The organism is Paraburkholderia aromaticivorans (assembly GCF_012689525.1).
Taxonomy (GTDB): domain Bacteria; phylum Pseudomonadota; class Gammaproteobacteria; order Burkholderiales; family Burkholderiaceae; genus Paraburkholderia; species Paraburkholderia aromaticivorans_A.
Map to the genome: position 1 here is coordinate 3,353,454 of NZ_CP051515.1, position 19,048 is coordinate 3,372,501.

General features: G+C 62.0%; 16 protein-coding genes and 1 pseudogene. 8 read left to right on the forward strand and 9 right to left on the reverse strand.

Going from position 1 to position 19,048, the window contains the following annotated elements:
• Positions 1–19: 19 nt before the first annotated feature.
• A complete protein-coding gene (locus tag HF916_RS26820) occupies positions 20–2,869 on the reverse strand; it encodes a DNA-binding protein (protein ID WP_168791756.1) in 2,850 nt (949 codons plus the stop codon).
• 395 nt (positions 2,870–3,264) lie between these two features.
• Here HF916_RS26820 and HF916_RS26825 point away from each other — a divergent pair, with 395 nt between their 5' ends.
• Positions 3,265–3,879, forward strand: coding sequence for an arylsulfatase (locus HF916_RS26825; protein WP_240975515.1), 615 nt, complete (start codon positions 3,265–3,267; stop codon positions 3,877–3,879).
• Positions 3,880–4,198: 319 nt separating this feature from the next.
• Positions 4,199–4,831, forward strand: coding sequence for a helix-turn-helix domain-containing protein (locus HF916_RS26830; RefSeq protein ID WP_168791758.1), 633 nt, complete (start codon positions 4,199–4,201; stop codon positions 4,829–4,831).
• A gap of 30 nt (positions 4,832–4,861) precedes the next feature.
• On the opposite strand, the gene HF916_RS26835 is transcribed toward HF916_RS26830, so the two are convergent.
• Entirely contained in the window at positions 4,862–7,861 is a 3,000-nt protein-coding gene (locus tag HF916_RS26835) for an FAD-binding and (Fe-S)-binding domain-containing protein (protein ID WP_168791759.1), read from the reverse strand.
• A 40-nt stretch (positions 7,862–7,901) separates the two neighbouring features.
• Positions 7,902–8,939, reverse strand: coding sequence for a DUF1338 domain-containing protein (locus tag HF916_RS26840; protein WP_168791760.1), 1,038 nt, complete (start codon positions 8,937–8,939; stop codon positions 7,902–7,904).
• 168 nt (positions 8,940–9,107) lie between these two features.
• Here HF916_RS26840 and HF916_RS26845 point away from each other — a divergent pair, with 168 nt between their 5' ends.
• Positions 9,108–10,040, forward strand: a complete 933-nt coding sequence (locus tag HF916_RS26845; protein ID WP_168791761.1) for a LysR substrate-binding domain-containing protein — start codon at positions 9,108–9,110, stop codon at positions 10,038–10,040.
• A gap of 19 nt (positions 10,041–10,059) precedes the next feature.
• On the opposite strand, the gene HF916_RS26850 is transcribed toward HF916_RS26845, so the two are convergent.
• Both HF916_RS26850 and pcaQ read right to left on the reverse strand, forming a co-directional pair.
• Positions 10,060–11,193 (reverse strand): 4-hydroxyphenylpyruvate dioxygenase family protein, encoded by a 1,134-nt coding sequence (locus HF916_RS26850; protein ID WP_168791762.1) that lies wholly within the window; start codon positions 11,191–11,193, stop codon positions 10,060–10,062.
• Positions 11,194–11,445: 252 nt separating this feature from the next.
• On the reverse strand, positions 11,446–12,429 hold the full coding sequence (gene pcaQ, locus HF916_RS26855) for a pca operon transcription factor PcaQ (protein WP_168791763.1): 984 nt from the start codon (positions 12,427–12,429) through the stop codon (positions 11,446–11,448).
• Positions 12,430–12,537: 108 nt separating this feature from the next.
• Here pcaQ and pcaH point away from each other — a divergent pair, with 108 nt between their 5' ends.
• Both pcaH and pcaG read left to right on the forward strand, forming a co-directional pair.
• A complete protein-coding gene (pcaH, locus tag HF916_RS26860) occupies positions 12,538–13,242 on the forward strand; it encodes a protocatechuate 3,4-dioxygenase subunit beta (RefSeq protein WP_168791764.1) in 705 nt (234 codons plus the stop codon).
• A gap of 3 nt (positions 13,243–13,245) precedes the next feature.
• Positions 13,246–13,833, forward strand: a complete 588-nt coding sequence (gene pcaG / locus HF916_RS26865) for a protocatechuate 3,4-dioxygenase subunit alpha (RefSeq protein ID WP_168791765.1) — start codon at positions 13,246–13,248, stop codon at positions 13,831–13,833.
• Between the two features lie 148 nt (positions 13,834–13,981).
• Here the strand turns inward: pcaG and HF916_RS52095 are convergent, their stop codons facing one another.
• The 3 genes and pseudogenes from HF916_RS52095 to HF916_RS26875 all read right to left on the reverse strand — a co-directional run bounded on the left by HF916_RS52095 (position 13,982) and on the right by HF916_RS26875 (position 15,086).
• Positions 13,982–14,200 (reverse strand): hypothetical protein, encoded by a 219-nt coding sequence (locus tag HF916_RS52095; protein ID WP_431311418.1) that lies wholly within the window; start codon positions 14,198–14,200, stop codon positions 13,982–13,984.
• A gap of 85 nt (positions 14,201–14,285) precedes the next feature.
• A pseudogene (locus HF916_RS52100) lies at positions 14,286–14,423 on the reverse strand (serine hydrolase); the annotation flags it as partial.
• Between the two features lie 399 nt (positions 14,424–14,822).
• Positions 14,823–15,086, reverse strand: a complete 264-nt coding sequence (locus tag HF916_RS26875; protein WP_168791766.1) for an H-NS family nucleoid-associated regulatory protein — start codon at positions 15,084–15,086, stop codon at positions 14,823–14,825.
• Between the two features lie 466 nt (positions 15,087–15,552).
• Between HF916_RS26875 and HF916_RS26880 the strand changes: the two genes are divergently transcribed.
• From HF916_RS26880 to HF916_RS26890, 3 genes are all read left to right on the forward strand, one after another.
• On the forward strand, positions 15,553–16,188 hold the full coding sequence (locus tag HF916_RS26880; RefSeq protein WP_168791767.1) for a LysE family translocator: 636 nt from the start codon (positions 15,553–15,555) through the stop codon (positions 16,186–16,188).
• A gap of 296 nt (positions 16,189–16,484) precedes the next feature.
• Positions 16,485–16,688 (forward strand): cold-shock protein, encoded by a 204-nt coding sequence (locus HF916_RS26885; protein ID WP_012428559.1) that lies wholly within the window; start codon positions 16,485–16,487, stop codon positions 16,686–16,688.
• Positions 16,689–16,977: 289 nt separating this feature from the next.
• Positions 16,978–17,202 (forward strand): hypothetical protein, encoded by a 225-nt coding sequence (locus HF916_RS26890; RefSeq protein WP_168791768.1) that lies wholly within the window; start codon positions 16,978–16,980, stop codon positions 17,200–17,202.
• A 133-nt stretch (positions 17,203–17,335) separates the two neighbouring features.
• On the opposite strand, the gene HF916_RS26895 is transcribed toward HF916_RS26890, so the two are convergent.
• Positions 17,336–18,967: an acyl-CoA synthetase gene (locus HF916_RS26895; protein WP_168791769.1), complete on the reverse strand. Its 1,632-nt coding sequence runs from the start codon at positions 18,965–18,967 to the stop codon at positions 17,336–17,338.
• Between the last annotated feature and the right edge of the window lie 81 nt (positions 18,968–19,048).

Here is a 19,048-nt window from a genome sequence, read left to right on the forward strand (position 1 = left end):
CTCTGACCGACGGCACACGTCAGGTCGCGACCTTCGACATTACCGCCGTCGCTGGATCATAACGGTAGCCCTTCTGCGCAAGTTGGTGCGTCATCGTCGCGGCGATCAGTTTTTGCTGCATCTCCCTGGAGATCAATTCGTGATCCGGTTTGAGCCGCTCCAGTTCGGATGAAAGCCGCCTGACAAGTGCCACCTCGCCGGTGCTGCGTGCGTCGATGAACAAGATCTTCTCGCTTGCCAGGCCGAGCCGTTGTTTGAGGTCTTTTGCGTGCGCGACCCACTGTTCCGCCGTCGTGCGAAGCTCGCTCATGGCCTTTGCTTGGGCTTTGGCTTGCGTCGACACTTGACGTTGCAATGCCGCGACCTCCTCCGTACTGTCGTTCTCCTCGGCGCGGGCTGCTAGCTGCTGGGCGCGCTGAGTGTGTTGCGCGATGGCCGCAGTTTGCGCCGCGACGCGCTGCTCCAGTTGCACGACATGGCGTTCGGCGGCCTCTGCGCGTTCCCTTACGGCGGACGCATCCTGCGATAGCCGAGCGAGGTTCGCGCTGACGAGTGTCTTCGCCTCGGTCACGGCGCTGATCTGCTCCCGCGCCTCGTCCAGTTCACGCGTGACGCGCTGCAACTCGCTGAGTTGGGCCGACGTTTCCTCGGCCCGCGCTTCGGCTGCCTCGCGCTCTGCTGTCAGCACAGCGCGGGCTTGTTTCAACTCAGCTTCCACTGCGACGAACTGTGCGTGGTTCTCGCTTGCCTGCGTTTCAGCGGCTTTTGCGTGCGATGAAGCCGCGCTCAACTCCGCCGACAACCGTGCCGATTCTTCTTCCTTGGCTTGATAGGCGCTGCTCAGCGTTGCGATCTGCTGCTGGGCTTGATCGCGTTCCTCAGTGGCTCGCGCTATTTCATCGTTCTTGCTTGATATCGCTGCGGCCAACTCCGCTCGTGCCTTGCGTTCTTCCTCTAGCAAAGCCGTCGCGGCTTGCTGTTCGGCAGCTTGCGATGTTGCGCGCTGCGCGAGTTCCTCTACGCGTGCTTCGGCTGCTTGCGCGCGCGACGTTGCCGCGCTCAACTCCTCGGACAGTCGCGTCGCTTCTTCCGACTTCGCCTGATGGGCGTCACGCAAAGTGGCGAACTGCTGTCGCGTTTGATCGTGTTCCTGAGTGACTCGCGTTACATCGTCGTTCCTGGCTGAGACAACCGCTGTCAACTCTTCACGTGCTTTACGCTCCTCTTCCAGCAACGCGTTCGTCGCTGTCAGATTGGCATGATCCACCGATGCACGCTGTTCGAGTTCTTCTACACGTGTCTCTGCGGCTTGAGCGCGTGACGTCGCCGTGCTCGCTTCCTGCGACCATCGTGCCGCTTCCTGCGAGCTCGCCTGATACGCGGCGTCCAACGTCGCGACTTGCTGCAGCGCCTGGTCGCGCTCCTGAGTGACTCGCGTTATTTCGTTGGTTTTGCGGGAGACAGCCGAGGCCAATTCTTGACGTGCCTTGCGTTCCTCTTCAAGCGACGCCTTCGTGGCTTCCAGGCTGGCATCTTGCGACGACACGCGTTGCGTGAGTTCTGCCACGCGCGCCTCTGCCGTTTTCGCGCGTGACGCAGCAGCGTTCGCCTCGTGCGACTTGGCCTCATAGGCGTCGCGCAGCGATGTGATTTCCTCCAGCGCAAGATCACGCTCTTGAGCGACTTGCGTCATCTCATCGTTCGTGACGGAGACGATCGAAGCCAATTCCTCGCGTGCCCGGCGTTCCTCTTCGATCGATACCTTCGCAGATTCCAGGTCGTCATCTTGCAACGACACACGCCGCGTGAGTTCTTCCACGCGCGCCTCTGCGGCTTGTGCACGCGACGACGCGGCGCTCGCCTCTTGCGACCATTGCGTCACTTCTTGCGACTTCGCCTCATGGGCGTCGCGCAACGCGGCGATTTCCTGCTGAGCGTGATCGCGTTCCTGCGTGACTCGCGTTACTTCATCGTTCTTGCTCGTGACAACCGCGGCCAGCCCTTCGCGTGCCTTGCGTTCCTCTTCAAGCAACGCGTTCGACGCTTCCAGTTTGGCCTGGTCCACGGACGCGCGCTGCACGAATTCCTCGATGCGTGCCTCCGCCGCTTCAGCGCGCGACGTGGCCGCGCTCGCGTCTTGCGCGAATCGCGTCGCCTCCTCCGTCTTCGCCTGACAGGCATCGCTCAATGTCGCGGCCTCGTGCCGCGCCTGATCTCGTTCCTGAGTGACCTGAGCGACTTCATTGGTTTTGCCGGTCAGCGCCGTGGCCAACTCTTCACGCGCGACGCGTTCCTCGTCGAGCGAGGCCTTCATACCTTCCAGTTCGGCGCCTTGTGCAGACGCACGCTGCACCAGTTCGTCGACGTGCGTTTCAGCCGCTTCGGCACGACCGGCGGCGGTCGCGCGTTCCGCTTCGAGGCGTAGGGCCGCACTTTCCGACGCACTCAGCGCGTCCGTCAGCGCGCTGAGACGATTGCGCCCCGTTTCGATTTCATCGATGCTCTTTTGATACTCGGCAAGCGCTTCGTCCCGTTCCGCGAGGGCTGCTTCGAGGTCCTGGTTCACCGCGGCGAGACGTTGATTGAACGCCTTCTCCGCATCGTGTTGGGACGCCGCCCAGATCCGATCCGCGGCGCTGATGACCGTTTCGGCGAGGCCCTCCGGCAATCCGTGCTGGACCTGCGCTTGCGGTGTTTCGGCCTGCCGCGCTTCGCGCCAGCGTTGCAAGGCCGCGACTATCGCCACCAGCGAACCGCCGCGAACCTCTTTCCAGATTGTCACTGGCGAAACTCTTCTGCCCTCTTCGACCATGCGATCGGCGATTGCAGCGATCTGTTCATCGGTGATTGTGTCTGTGTCCGTGGACATATGCGCCTCAAGAATCAATGTAACGGGGCGAAAGGTTAAATTTTCAATACGTTACTACGTCTGCGGACGTCCGGCGACGTTCGGGATACAAGCTAAATGACAGCTAACAGCATGCGGACCGATGATATTAGGGCTCAACGGTCTTCTCGAATGCACGGAACAACGGACCATAAGGCGCCTATATCGTCGCTGATCGCTCGCGTGAGAGAGGTAGCAGCGATACCGGTAGAGGAGCTTGCCTTGTTAGCCCGCACCGACGTTGCAACAATGCAGCGGAACCGATTGGGGCGCCCGTCGGCGTGGAAATACGGAGCGGCGTCGACACGACACACCTGATACCGAGGCATACGGCAATGCGTATTTCGTTTCTGCATACGATGGATGGAAACCGCCAAGTGTTTGAGCAGGCAGCAAAAACGCTTGGACTGCGGGCCGAAGATCTTCACCATGAAGCGAGAGCGGATCTTCGCGAGGCCATCGACCAAACGGGGACCTTTTCGGACGAGTTGCGCGCCCAGACAAACCAGCGTCTTCTCGCGCTGGCAGCCGATTCCGACGCTGTCATTCTCACTTGCGCCACGCTCGGGCCCGCCGTGGCCGATATCAAGAGTCCGCCTGTGCCCATCGTCCGGGCGGATGTCGCTTTGGCTGCGGCGGCGGCAGAAGTGGGCGGGAGAATCGTCGTATTGTGTGCCGCTGAATCAGCAATCGAGTCGACCAGGAGGCTCTTCGCGGAGCACGCAGGCAAAAGCGCAGCGTCGGTGGAGATCGTTCACGTTGGCCACGTTTGGGCGCTGTTCAAAGAGGGGGACATTCAAGCATGCCTCGTAGCGACCGCGTCATCCGCCGATGCGGCGTATGAGGCAGGCGCGACCGTTGTCGCATTCGCTCATCCGTGGATGGCGCCCGCCGCCGACCTCGTCCAGAAGGGTAGACGGCCGCTCGATAGTCCGAGCGCGGCGCTGCACGCTGCAACACAGCGATTCAGCGAACGCTCGGGTCACGCCTGACCGGGATCGGCGCTAAATCAGCCACATCAGCCACAACTGGACTGAAGACAGCGGGTGTCAAAAGAGGAATCACGTTGCCCGACTCCTCGATAAATGCCAGCGCGCCGCCCGTCCGCCAAGAATCAAAGTTTCCGATGAGAAAAGCACGCGAACTTCGATCTCGCCGATTCGCTTCGCCGCTCAGGCCACGCGCGACGGCTCAAAGCGCCGCCGACCACCCCACCGCCTGACTCTCGCCTCCAAACTTGCCGCTCGCCTCAAATGTTATTATCGGAAACAACATCGTCCCTCCAAGCGCGCATTTAGAGCATCAAGCCCCATGGACACCCATCTCGCCAAATCCGCCGATCCGTCCATCACCGACCTCGGCCGCCGCGTCCGCGCGGCCCGCCAGGCGCAGGACCTGACGCTGGAAACCGCCAGCCGCCTGTGCGGCGTGTCCCGCTCGACGCTCTCGAAGGTCGAAAACGGCCTGATGTCCCCCACTTTCGACGTGCTGCAGAAAATCGTCCTCGGACTGAAGATTGAAATCGGCGAGCTGTTCGGCTCCACGCCGAAAGTGAGCGCCAGTGGCCGCCGCGCGCTGACCCGAAAGAACGAAGGCCAGCGCCACGCGTATCGCGGCTACCAGATGGAATTGCTTGCCACTGACCTCGCGCACAAGGCGATGCTGCCGTTTCGTATCCGCATCTCCGCGCACACGCTCGATGCTTTCGACGACTGGGGCCGTCACGAAGGTGAGGAGTTTCTGTATGTGATCAGCGGCAGCGTCTGCCTCTATTCGGAGTTGTATGCGCCGACGCATCTGAACGCCGGCGACAGTCTCTACTTCGACAGCCGCACTGGTCACGCAGCGGTCTCCACGAGCGAAGAAGACGCCGAAGTGTTGTGGATGGCGACCAGCGCCGACATTCCGCAAGCGCCGGCCACCCTCGAATCGACAAAGAAGTAACGCAAGCGCGTCAGCGCGCCTGAAGGCGCTTTAGCGCGTCGCCAACGCCCGCTGCGCGAGTTGCGCGATATGCATTGCGTGACGCCCCGTCCCCTGCTCGATCTGTTCGCGGCAACTGAAGCCGTTGGTCAACACGATCGTCTCCGTGGCCGCCGCACGCACCGCCGGAAATAGCTTGTCTTCGCCGATCTTCGTGGACAGCGCGTGGTGCTCCGCGTTGAACCCGAACGATCCGGCCATGCCGCAACATCCCGTATCGAGCAGTTTCCATTTCACGCCGAGCTTGTTCAGCAGCGCGGTATCGCCCTGCATGCCGAACAGCGCCTTCTGATGACAATGTCCGTGCACGATCACGTCCGCGGCGAGCGTCGGCCAATCGAACGGCTGACGGGCGACGAAATCGGAGAACAGGAAGGTTTGCGCCGACAGCTTCTTCGCCAACGCATGATTGGGCAGTTGCTTCAGCAATTCGTCCTTGAACACCGACAAGCAACCCGGTTCGAGACCGACTAGCGGCACGCCGGCGGCGATATCGTCCGCGAGGTCGTCGAGAATGTGCGTGAGCAGTTCGCGCGCGCGTTCGAGCAGCCCGAAGTCGTACAGCGGACGCCCGCAGCACAAACGGTTCTTCGGCAACACGACATGCCAGCCCAATTGCTTCAAAACATCGGCAGCGGCCTGCGCGATCTCGGGCGTGAAGTGATCGTTGAACGTATCGACCCACAGGATGACTTTTTTCATGTCGCCGCGAGCATCACGCGCCGCTTGCGGCGAACGTCGAGCGATCTGCCTGTATGTGGCATCCGCGAATCGAGGCAGTTCGCGCGTTTGCGCCACGCCGGCCACCCACTTGCCGAACGAAGACAAACCCGGCGCCGACGTCATGAAGTTCGTCAGACGTGGAAAACGCGCCGCCCACGGCGCCCATTCGCCGATACGTCCCATGAACAGCGCCTGCCGTGGCCGACGATTCGTCTCGTAGTAATGCGAAAGAAATTCCGCCTTGTATGAAGCCATGTCCGTATGCGTCGGGCAATCGGATTTGCAGCCCTTGCATGCGAGGCATGTATCGAGCGCTTCCTTCACTTCGCGGCTTTGCCAGCCGTCGGCGATCACGTCGCCTTGCAGCATTTCCCAGAACAGATGCGCGCGGCCGCGTGTCGAATATTTCTCTTCGCGTGTCGCGCGATAACTCGGGCACATCGTGCCGCCTTCGAGCGAGCGGCATTTGCCCATGCCGATGCATCGCTCGATCTCGCGCTGAAAACCGTCGCCTTCCTGGCTCGCAAACGTCAGTCTGGTTTGCAACGTGACCGGCTTGTAGGCCGGCCCCATGCGCAGGTTCTCGTCGGCGCGATACGCGTGCACGACCTTGCCCGGATTCAGACGATTGGCCGGATCCCAGATCGCCTTGAACTGCTCCATCGCCCGCATCAACTCGGGGCCGTACATGATCGGCAGAAACTCGGCCTTGGCCTGCCCGTCGCCGTGTTCGCCCGACAGCGAACCGCCGAATTCGACGACCAGTTCGGCCGCTTCGCGCAGAAACTTGCGCCACGTCGCGACACCTTCCGCACTGCGTAGATCGAAGGTAATGCGCGCGTGCACGCAGCCATCGCCGAAATGGCCGTAGAGACTCGTCTCGTAACCATGGCGATCCACCAGCGCCTGGAACGCGCGCAGATAATCGCCTAGACGCAGCGGATCGACCGCTGCATCTTCCCAGCCGACAATCGGGTCCGGCGTCCCGGAATCGACCGACAACGCCACCGCCGACGCGCCCGTCTCACGGATCGACCACACCTTGGCCTGTAACGCGCGATCTTCGACGAGCATCGCCGAGACGTTCGGCCCGGCTTCGCCCGAAGAGAAGTAAGCCGCGGCGGCTTGCGCTTCAAGCATCGCCGCCTCTTGCGTGTCCGCGCCGAATTCGAGCACGACCCATGCATCGCCTTCGGGCAGCAACGCGATCTCGTCCTTCTTCAAACCGCGCGCCTGCAAACCGCGAATGATCGCGCGGTCGAGTCCTTCGATGGCGATCGGATTGCAGCGCATGAAAAGCGGCACAGCATCCGCCGCCGTGTAGATATCCGTGAAGCCGACCACGACGATCACGCGCATCGCCGGACTCTTCACGAGCCGCACTTTCGCCTGCAAGGTGAGCGCGCACGTCCCCTCGGTGCCGACCAAAGCACGCGCGACGTTGAAGCCGTTTTCCGGCAGCAGTTGATCGAGATTGAAGCCCGACACGCGCCGCTTGATCTGCGGGAATTTCGCGCGAATCTGCTCGGCGTAGGTGTCGCGCAACTGCTTCAACGCGGCGTAGATCTCGCCCTGGCGGCCGCCCTCGGCGATGATGCGTTCGACTTCCTGATCGGATGTCGGACCGACCCAGAAACGCGCGCCGTCGAAGGTCGCGATTTCCAGTGCCTCGACGTTTTCGACCGTTTTGCCGGCCATCACCGAATGCGCGCCGCACGAGTTGTTGGCGATCATGCCGCCGAGCGTGCAGCGGCTGTGCGTCGCCGGGTCGGGGGCGAAAGTGAGGCCGTGCTGTTCGGCGGCATCGCGCAAGGTATCGCAGACCACGCCGGGTTCGACGATCGCGACGCGCGCGACTGGATCGACCGACACGACACGGTTCACATACTTGCTCGCGTCGGCGACCACCGCGACGTTGACGCATTGGCCGTTCTGCGACGTGCCGCCGCCGCGTGCGAGAAACGGCACGTCGTTGCGGCGGCAGGCGGCGAGCGTGGCCAACAGGTCGTCGACATCCGCCGGCACGACGACGGCGAGCGGCACTTGCCGATAGTTCGACGCATCCGCCGCATACAGCGCTTTCGAGCCCTGATCGAAGCGCACTTCGCCGCGGACGTGGCTGCGCAAATCGGCTTCGAGCGCCTGCATCACAGCGGCGGTGCCGGTGAAAGGCATGGCAACGTGCGGCGCCTGCTTCAATGCGCTAGTGCCGTCGTCGTGCAGTTCATCGACGCTCGCGCCCTGTTCCTCATCAAATGACGTTCCCACTGCGCTCCCCGTCGTTCGTGCTTGCTCTGCCGCTTCGCGCTCAGGCAGCCTGTCCCGCGGTCATCTTGAAGATGCCCTGTGCGTTGCCCGCGTCGAAACGCAGGTCCGTTTCCCAACGACGCGCGTCCTGATCAAAAGTCCGCCTACGCGTGATGAACTCGTAGAACGAGCCCGGCACTTCACGCGTCACGATGCCGCCGTCAGCCGCGCGGAACTCGCGCTGCACGAGGTCCGCACGATACGCAGTCTGAAACACGCGTCCCGATCGCGAGCGCTCCACTTCCAGTTTCATCGGACGACCCTTGGCCTTTTCGTCGTCGGACAGTTGAAAGACGTCCGCGACGCGATCGGTGGCATGGTTGAACGCGTTGCCTTCCGTGGCGATCCACGCCATCTCTGCCGATTCCTTCAACAATACTTCGTAATCGGCTTCGCGTGGCGTGTCGTGCTGGCGCGCAAACGCGCCGACGATCACCGGCAGCAATTCGTGCGCCGCGTCGAGCGGCAGCACGCCGTCGCGCTCGAGCTCCCACAACTGGCCGACGGCACGCGGCGTCAACGGATCGAGCGACGCGCCGATCACGTTGGTCACCGCCTGCTGAAACGCCGCCGAGAACCGCTCGGGATGCAATTCGCTGACGAAGAACTGCGCGATTTCATCGGGCGCGTCGTCATGCGCCCACGCGCGGCCGGTCATGCCGAGCCGGTCGAGCGGATAGCGGCCGTTGATGCTGAAGCCGAGCGGACGAAGAATACGCGCAAACGCGGCTTCGCCCGTCGGCAACGCGCCGCTGTGCGGCCAGCGCACCGTGCGCAACGCGCCGTGATCGAAGTACACGCTGCCGCCCTCCGCGATCGTCTCCTCGGTGTACTGGCGGCCGTTCGCCGAGCGCGCCAGCAGATCCTCGAACAGCGCCATGTTCATCGCCTGCGCGAGCTCGGCGCGCGTGACGATGCCGTCCTCCCATTCGTCCAGAATGCGCGGATGGTTCAGCGTCGCGAAGAGCCGTGTGGTCTTGTCCACACCGAGCAGCTTCAGCAGCAGTTGTTCAACATTCGCATTCTTGATGTTTTGCATAGCAGCTCTCTACGTGGCTTTTACGGGCGCTGAATCACATGGTCGAACAGACCTGCCGGCGCGGATGTAAAAGCACAGAACGGCATGGTCGAAGGCATGATTATTCAAATTAGCCGGCCTGCCGTAAAGCGAGATAAAATCGCCACTTGATGCGTTTCTGGAATCAACATGCGAAAGTTCAAGATCCCCAGCATGGGCGCGCTGCTCGCTTTCGAGGCCGCCGCGCGGCACGAGAGCTTCACGCATGCGGCGCGCGAACTCTTCCTCACCGAGAGCGCGGTGTCGCGGCAAATCAATACACTGGAGAGCAATCTTGGCGTGCGGCTGTTCGTGCGCGTCAAACAGCGCGTGGTCTTGACGAAGGCGGGCAAGGTATATAGCGCGCAGGTGCGGCGCTCGCTGGAACAACTCGATCGCGACACGCTGTCCATCATCGCGCACGGCAGCGGCGGCGGTTATCTGGAACTGGCGGTGCTGCCGACTTTCGCGTCGCAATGGCTGATTCCGCGGCTCGCGGCATTCAACACGCAGTATCCGGACGTGCGCGTGAACATGGGGGTGCGAACCGGCACGTTCCCGTTCGCCGAGACCCATTTCGAGGCCGCGATTCACTACGGCAAGCCCACGTGGCCGGGCACGTCGGCGGATTTCCTGTTCAGCGAGGAGGTCGTGCCGGTGTGCGCGACGAGTCTGCTGGAGCGGCCCGTTCAAAGCGCCGCCGATCTGCTGGATTATCCGCTGCTGCACTCCACCACCCGGCCGGACGGCTGGGCGTCGTGGTTCGCCAGCGTGGGCGTCGACGACAACCGGGCCATGCAGGGCGTACGCTACGAACTCCACACCATGCTGATCAGCGCGGCCGCGGCCGGTCTCGGCATTGCAGTGGTGCCGCGCTTTTTCGTCGATGCGCAGCTCGACCAGCTCGGGCTCGTGATTCCGCTCGATGCGCCCGCCGTCGCCGACTCGGCGTACTACCTCGTCTATCCAACCGAGTTGAGTCATGGCAAGCCGCTGGCGAGTTTTCGCGAGTGGCTGTTGCACGAAGCCGCGGCCTACAGCGCGGTGAATCCCGCGTTGGCCGGCCCGCCCGATACCGGGTAAGCCGGCGTCGGGTCAGGCCTCAAGCGCCGGCTTGTTCGCGCGCTTTGGCTAGTGCACTCAGATTGCCTTCGCCGAAGCCATGGTGACCCTGGCGCTGCACGATCTCGAAGAAAATTTCGCCGGCGCGGCGCCGCACGAAGGTCTGGAAAAACAGCAGCGGCACGCCGTCCGCGCCAATCTCGCCGTCCACCAGCACGTGCGTGCGCTTGAGTCGCGCGACATCGAGCCCATGACCCGGCAGGCGCGCGTCGAGTTGTTCGTAATAGCGCTGCGGCGGCTCGACGAATTCGACGCCGTCCGCGAGCAACTGCTCGACGCACGCGAAAATGTCGTCGGTCGCGAGGGCGATATGCTGCACGCCTTCGCCCGGATGGTCCGGTAAATACTCGTGCATCAGGTTGGTCCGGCTCGTGCCTTCCTCGTACAAGGGCACGCGAATCGCGCCGCACGGCGACACCATCACGCGCGATTCCGCCGATACATGCCAGTTGGCGTGCAACTCGTGAATCTCGCGGAAGTTGAGCAGGTCGCGATAGAAGTCGAGCCATTCCTGCATCCGGCCTTCGCCGACCGTTTGCGTCAGATGATCGACGGCGACGAGGCCGGTGCCCGCATGGTTCAGGTCGGCCTGCGCTGTGTCGATTTCGACGGGCCGGAAGTCGATGTCGAAGATCGAGATGTCGCCGAGGCCGCCGCGCTGGCCGCCGCGGCCGCGCCAACGGTCGACGAAATAGATATGCGAATCGCCGATGCCCTGAATCGCCGGAATCAGCAGTTCGCCCGTGCCGATCCTCTCGCCTTCGAACGCCCATGCGCCGAGGTCGATCGCGCGGTCGAAGGCGCGCTGCGCGTCCGCCACGCGAATGCCGATCGCGCAGATGCCCGCGCCGTATTCTTCCGCATAGCGCGCGGCGAACGAGTCCGGCTCGGCGTTGATGAGGAACTGCATCTCACCCTGACGATAGAGCGTGACGTCCTTGCTGATATGCCGCGCAATCGCCTTGAAGCCGAGTTGGGTGAAGGTTTCGCCGAGCGCCTGCGGATCGCGCGCGGCAAATTCCACGAATTCGAGGCCGGCAGTGCCGAGCGGATTGTGCTCAGGCGCCGACACGGCGCGCAGCGCGGCGTCTGGAGTGGGCAAGTCGCTGGGCATGGCAATCTCCTTTACAGTCTTTCGACGCTGTTCCCGCTATTTCTGGTGTTCGGTGCAAGCCGCCGCCACATCCGCAGTGTGACACCGCATACGTGGTGTGCCGCAGCATCGCGGCCCGCGACGGCTTTTGCATCGTGTTTGTACACCGAGTGGCCGGGCGTTCGCAACCTTCATTTTGTACCGAATGGTTCACACGATGGCGCCGCCCCACGCTTCGTGCCACTAGCCATTCACGATTGCGTACGAAACGCCCTATTTGCGGCTCCGCTTCTGCACCCTTTTACCCGTTGCCTTATCCGCACTCGACGCCATGCGCTGCTGCGCGACCTCACGCACCGCCTCGATAAACGCCCGTCCGACCGGCGACGGCTGCGTGTCCGAGCGACGAATCAACCCGACCGGCTCGCCGGTGCCGGCGAAGGGCAACGGCAAACGTACCAGCATGCCGTGCGCCAGCTCGTATTCGACCGCGCTCAGCGGGACGAACCACACCGCGCCGTTCTCGAGCGTCAACGCGCGGCCCGTCGAAACCGACAATACCTCGACGAACGCCGACAACGGCGGCACGCCCCATGCGCTCAACAAGCTGTCCGCCGATTGCCGGATCAACGTGCCGAACGGCGGCAACACAACCGGAAAATCCTCGAGCGACGTGGCCGGCAAACCCGTGCCCGCCGCCAACGGATGCCCTGCGCGTACCACCGCGATCAACGGCTCGCTGAAGAGCTGCTCGAAACTGAGCCCGACCATCCGCTCGGGATCGGCCAGACGTCCGATCGCAAATTCGATCGTGCCCGCTTTCAGGCGCTCGAGCAATTCCGGGTTGGCGCCGGTCGCGAGGCGCACGATCACGCGCGGCCAGAGCGCGGCGAACTGCTTCAGCACCGGCGGTATCAACGCCGCTGCGACGGTCGGCAAAATGCCGATTTCCAGCGTGGCCGCGGCCGCGCCTTCCGCCCGCGCCAGCAGATCGACACCCTGGCGCAAAGCGCTGACGCAGGCGCTCGCGTGCGGCATGAAAAGTTGCCCCTCACGGGTCGGCACGGCGCCGTGGCGGCCGCGCTCGAACAGCTTCACGCCGAGAATCGCTTCGAGTTCGGCAACGGTCTTGGAGACCGCGGGCTGGGTGATCGACAGGCTGTTTGCCGCCCGCTGGACGCTGCCGAACTGCGCGACGGCCAGAAAGCACTGGAGATGACGGAATTTGACGCGGCTATCCGCGAGGCTGCGTTGCATAACGGCAGGTTATACGAAAAGGGCGAAAACGTCATTTTGCATAACCTCTTAGGTTGGATAAAGTCTCTCCATAACGTCGTACCCCACAATTCCTCGAAGGAGACACTGATGGACGATTCCTTTCTCAGCGCGCGCGACTTCCCGTCCCACCCGCCTTATGTCTACCCCGGCTACGGTTCGTCGGTCAAACGCGGCCCGACGCGTCCGCTGATTCCGCTGAAGGAAAAGCTGCGCGACCAGCGCGTGCCGGTCTACGGCACCGAAGACCTCGGCGCGCTCGACCACGACCTGACACGTAACGCCGTGCGTAACGGCGAACCGCTTGGCGAACGCATCATCGTGACGGGCCGTGTGCTCGACGAAGGCAACCGCCCGGTGCGCAACACGCTGGTCGAAATCTGGCAAGCCAACGCCGCCGGCCGCTATGTGCACAAGGCCGATCAGCACGACGCGCCGCTCGACCCGAATTTCCTCGGCGCGGGCCGCTGCATCACGGACAACGAAGGCCGCTATCGTTTCCTGACGATCAAGCCGGGCGCGTATCCGTGGGGCAACCATCCGAATGCCTGGCGTCCGAACCATATCCACTTCTCGCTCTTCGGCGACCATTTCGGCTCGCGCCTCGTCACGCAGATGTACTTCCCCGGCGACCCGCTGCTGGCGTTCGACCCGATTTTCCAGGGTACGCCGGAGCACGCCCGTGACCGCCTGATCGCGGATTTCTCGCTCGACACCACGCAAGAGGCCTATGCGCTCGGCTACGACTTCGACATCGTGCTGCGCGGCCATAACGAAACTCCGATGGAGCGCTAAGCCATGACCACTCTCAAGCAAACGCCTTCGCAAACGGTTGGACCTTACTTCGCGTACGGTCTGTGCCCGCAGCAGTACGACTTCGAATTCAAGAGCCTGTTCACGCCTGTTCTGGCTGACCGCGAAGCGGCCGGCGAACACATCACGCTTGTCGGGCAGGTGTTCGACGGCGACGGCAAGGTCATTGGCGACGCCATGCTCGAAGTCTCGCAGGTGGACGCGGACGGGCACTTCCCGGAGTCGCGTGAGGAAATCCTCAAGACCGGCTTCCGCGGTTTCGCGCGCGTCGGCACCGGCACGGATCCGCACAAACGCTTCGTCGTGGAGACGGTGAAACCGGGCCGCGCCAGTCCGGATGAAGCGCCGCATCTGAATCTGATTCTGACCATGCGCGGCATGCTGCTGCACACCTTCACGCGCGTCTATTTCGAGGACGAAGCCGCGGCGAACGAGAAAGATCCCGTGCTGGCAACGGTTCCAGCGGACCGCCGCGACACGCTGATCGCGCGCCGCGAGCCGAATGTGGCGAACGTTTACCGTTTCGATATCCACATGCAAGGCGATAAGGAAACCGTATTTTTCGATCTTTGAAGCGGTTTTTTCTACACTTTCATATAGCTTTCACATACACTCAGCATGATCCTTCTAGCGACTGGATCGCGAAACTCCGAGTAGTTGAGCCCGCCTTGCGCGGGCTTTTTTTGGTCTTTTTTCAGGTTTCTTGTCTGATGAATACCGCTCACCGCAGCGAACAGCGCAGCCAGCAGCTGATTCTCACCACGTCGGCAATGTGATCGTGCGCGCGTGGCGCACCCAACACCACGATGTCCACCGGCCTGCCGTGCACCTTCATTCGCACCACGACGCAGTGCCCGGCCTCGTTGATGAAGCCGGTTTTCTGCAGCACGATCGAGCGGTCGCCGCCTCGCACCAGCGCATTCGAGTTGTGATAACTCAAGCTCGCCCGCCCGCCGCCGGGTAAAACCACCTGATCGCGATCGGTGGTCCTGAACGGTAACGTTAAGCGGTGCGTTCAATGCATGCCTCGCATCGAACGACACGACCGCCGTCATCAGTTTGGATACCGAAGCAATCGGCATGACTCGGTCGGCCTGCTTTTCGGTGAGCACGGCATGCGTTCGTTCGTCGACGACGTAGACGGATCTGGCGCGAAGCAACACGCGCGATTTCGGTGGGCTTCCTCGCTTTGCTCGAGTGTTTGGCTTTCGCTTTCGACGTGTGCCTGGCGGAAGGCTCGACCTGCCGGTTCACGCGAGCGGACGGCTGCCGTGCGGGCTCGTGAGCCGCACCAAACGACCCACCGATATTCAGCCACAACAGGCCGAGTACCGCGAGACAGCGGAGCCAGACAGGGAAACGAAAAGCAGGAAATTCAGATGAAGGAGTTCGACGACCGTACGACATGCAGCTTCCAGTTCTGTGCCGCATGTGCCCACATGAATGGGCACGGAATCGGCAACGACCTGCCGATCTTAAGGCAGATCGTGCATGCGATCAACGGCAAAGGAACCTGCCGGCTGGCCATGCGACAACTGGCACGCAAGCGGCAGACGCTGCCCTTAGCAACGGAAATGATCGATGTTCTGTCCAGCGTAAATTGCACGCGCGAGCCAGTCCGGTTTATCACCGTGACCGTCCCACGTATTGCCGTAGGCGTCGCGATACATCACGGCCCGGGTCGCGGCCGCATCGGTTTCGATCGCTTCGGCGAGCGCTTCTATCGTAATGCCGTATTCGTCCATGCGTCGGCGGATCCATGCGACCAGGCGCTCACGCGCATTCCCATCGAAGTCGAGCTGCCGTTGTTCCCCAGGCTCTTTCATAACGTACCAGTGTCGCGGCTAATAATGCTCGTGTTAGAAAAACAAAAGGCTTCGCTAAACAACGCGAAGCCTATGCGTGATTCAGATAGCTCGAGTGCGAATCGAACTCGCGATGCCTCTCCCGATGCGGGAAAATTCGCACCTGGAAATCATGCCCAATAAATCTTGGATTATGGGGAATTCGTCGGCAACCGGATCGAATTGCGCTCGTGTCTGGCCCCGTGGTTCGGGGCTGCTTCAGCGTATGGAAAGCGATTCTAGCATCCAATTTCTTTTGCTTGCAGCAACGAATGGTTAGTCCGCGATGCAGGGCTTTTCAATTCTGATTGGCTTATCCAGACTGCGAGCAGAAGCGGCAATATTTATCGACAAGAAATGAGCGCGCAGCAAGGGCAAAAAAGCAAAGCCCCTTCTCTCATGTTATGTTTTACTGACTAGCATGCTAGCGCATAGGAGACACTCGACCATGACCGCTTCAACCGCCATCATCACCATCCTCGCCGCACTCCTGTTAGGCGCCATGAGTCCGGGACCGAGCTTCGTGATCGTCGCCCGCAATGCGATCGGACTGTCGCGCGGCGATGGTCTCGCTACCGCCATCGGCATGGGCGTCGGCGGCGTGTTCTTTAGCGGCATCGCGTTGCTCGGTCTCTACACCTTGCTGGCGAGTGTCGAATGGCTCTACGTCGGCCTGAAAGTGGCAGGCGGGCTGTACCTGATCTACCTCGCGTCGAAAATCTGGCGCGGCGCCGCCAAACCGCTCGCCTTCGATGCCTCGCAAGCGGTCTCGGGCAATGCTCGCAAATCTTTCTGGATCGGCTTGAGCACACAACTCAGCAATCCGAAGACAGCCGTCTATTACGGCAGTATTTTCGCGGCGCTGCTGCCGCAACATCCGCCGCTGTGGTGCTACTTTGCATTGCCGCCTGCGATCTTCGCTATCGAAGCCGGCTGGTACACCGTCGTCGCGTTGTGTTTTTCGAGCAAGCGGCCGCGCGAAATCTACCTGCAGTGGAAAGCCTGGGTCGATCGCGTCGCCGCGAGCGCAGTCGCCGCGCTGGGATTGCGCCTGATCCTGACTGCACACAAAGTGGGCATCTGAAAACGCGATGCCGCTCCAACGGCTTGCCGCGCTGCGCGGCACGGCAAGCCGGGAACCAGGGCCCTATCTGCAAGCGCTCAGCACAAGCCCCGCGCGCACCCGGCAAAACAGTTACAAGATAAGTGTTGACGCTGATACACCCCCGCGGTTACTGTGGCACCCGAAGTTCAAGAAGTTCGATTGCTGTTCATCAATGTCTCGCTCCCTCAGCGGTATTCGTTGTCCTCTCCCTCCTTGACGCTTCACACGCTCTTTCACAGAGCACATCTTTCTATTTTTTACCTCAAGGATTCTTCATGGATACCGGTACCGTTAAGTGGTTCAACGACAGCAAAGGCTTTGGCTTCATCACTCCGGACAAGGGCGGCGACGACCTGTTCGCGCACTTCTCCGAAATCAGCGGCGACGGCTTCAAGACGCTGGCTGAGAATCAGAAAGTGAGCTTCGAAACGAAGCAAGGCCCGAAGGGTCTGCAAGCGGCTAACATCAAGCCGCTGTAAGTTTGAAGGGCTCGGTGTCCGGCAACGGACATCGGGCTGCAGCGACATCCTCGCGGAGCTTTGTCTCCCACAGTTGGCGCGTATCGCTTTGAGCTGCATGTCATTCAAGCAGCTTGCCTGAGCGCCAAACGCCTCGTTGCACCTCATTCTCTCCTCCGGCTTCAACGCCCATTTTTCGCTTTCCGACTGCGTCAGGATTCGGCTCGCAATGGCTTGAATCAGCTCGTCCGCGCGACTCGTACAAGGGTCCGCAAGGCAGGCGCGCACTCGAACATCATTAAAATATAAAATGCAAAACAAACATATTCATCACTACAACGGCTATGCCGTCAAACCCTCGGCGCATCGTTTGCCCGATGGCACTTTTTCATCCAATCTGTTGCTCGAACGCGCCGACAGCGCGCGTACCGACGGGCGCTACCAGTTCTATTCGCTCGATTACTTCACGAACGAAGAACAGGCTTTGCAGCACTCGGCACGCTGGGCACGTCACTGGGTCGACACGCGCGGCTAAGCGCGCGACCGGCGTGCGATCCTGCGCGATGACGCGCACGTGATCCACGCGCTCCCGTGCGCCTATTCTGCGGCATGAACTACCGGCACTGGCGTGTCATTCGGCACGCCACACCATCACTCGCGCGACCGCATCATGGCTTTTCTTCGGCCTTGATGCGCGCGCGCAGTTCGAACTTCTGAATTTTTCCCGTCGATGTCTTCGGCAATTCGCCGAAGCGCACCGCTTTCGGCAACTTGTATCCCGCAAGAAAGAGCCGGCAGTGCGCAATGATCTCTTCCGCGCTCACCTGAGCACCCTCCTTGAGCTCGACAAAGGCACACGGTACCTCGCCCCACTTCGGATCAGCCATCGCCACCACGGCGGCGACAGACACCGCAGGGTGACGGTACAGCGTGTCTTCGACCTCGATGCTCGAAATGTTCTCGCCGCCGGAAATGATGATGTCCTTGCTGCGATCGCGAATGCGGATATAGCCGTCGGGCATTCGCACGCCGAGATCGCCGGTATGGAACCAGCCGCCCTGGAAGGTGGCTTCCGTCGCGCGCTCGTTCTTCAGATAGCCCTTCATGCAGATGTTGCCGCGGAACATGATCTCGCCGATCGTCTCGCCATCGTCGGGCACGGGTGTTAGCGTGTCCGGGTCGAGCACGGTCACTGCGGCCTGCAGGTGATAGCGCACGCCTTGCCGCGCGTTCAGTTCGGCGCGCACGCTGTCGTCGAGCGTCTCCCACTCCTCCTGTTTCGCGCAGACCGCGGCCGGCCCGTAGGTTTCGGTGAGTCCGTACACGTGCGTAAGATCGAAGCCGATCTCCTTCATCTTCGCGATCACCGCAGGAGCGGGCGCCGCGCCCGCCACCATCGTCGACACGCGATGCTCGATGCCCTCGCGCCATTCCATCGGCGCATTCGCAAGCGCGCTCTGCACGATCGGCGCGCCGCAATAGTGCGTGATGCCTTCACGGCGAATCAGATCGAAGACCGTCTTCGCATCGAATTTGCGTAGACAGACATTGACGCCGGCACGCGCGGCCACCGTCCACGGAAAACACCAGCCGTTGCAGTGGAATAGCGGCAAGGTCCACAGGTAGACCGCATGCTTGGGCATATCCCATTCGAGGATATTGCTGAGCGCGTTCAGATACGCGCCGCGATGGTGGTAGACCACGCCTTTCGGATCGCCGGTCGTGCCCGAGGTGTAGTTCAACGCAATGGCGTCCCACTCGTCGGCCGGCGGGGCCCACGCGAATTCGGGGTCGCCGGACTGCAGGAACGCCTCGTAGTCCGTTGTGCGGATGAATTGCGAAGGATCGGCGGGCATCGCGTCCGCCACGCTGATCACGCGCAGATCCGGGAATTCCAGCGCGGCGCGATGCGCGAACTCGCCGTACTCGGTATCGACGATCAGCGCCTTCGCCTCGCCGTGCCGCAGCATGAACAACAGCGAAGACACGTCGAGCCGCGTATTCAGCGTATTGAGCACGGCGCCGGCCATGGGCACGCCGAAGTGCGCCTCTATCATCGGAGGAATATTGGGCAGCAAGGCCGCGACCGTGTCGCCACGCTGAATGCCGGCCCGCTGCAACGCACTGGCTAATCGCCGGGCGCGTTCGTAGGTTTCGCGCCAGTTGCGGCGAATCTCCCCATGGACGACCGCCGGCCGCTCACCGTAGACTTCCGCTGCGCGCACGATGAAATCGATCGGCGTGAGCGGGACATAGTTGGCCTCACGGCGCTCGAGGCCTGCTTCGAACATGTGTTTCATCGCATCGTCTCCAGAGGCGCTGGCCGCGCCGTCGATTATTCTGATTGATGAACTAGGCTAACAATGGTCATGGTGAACTGT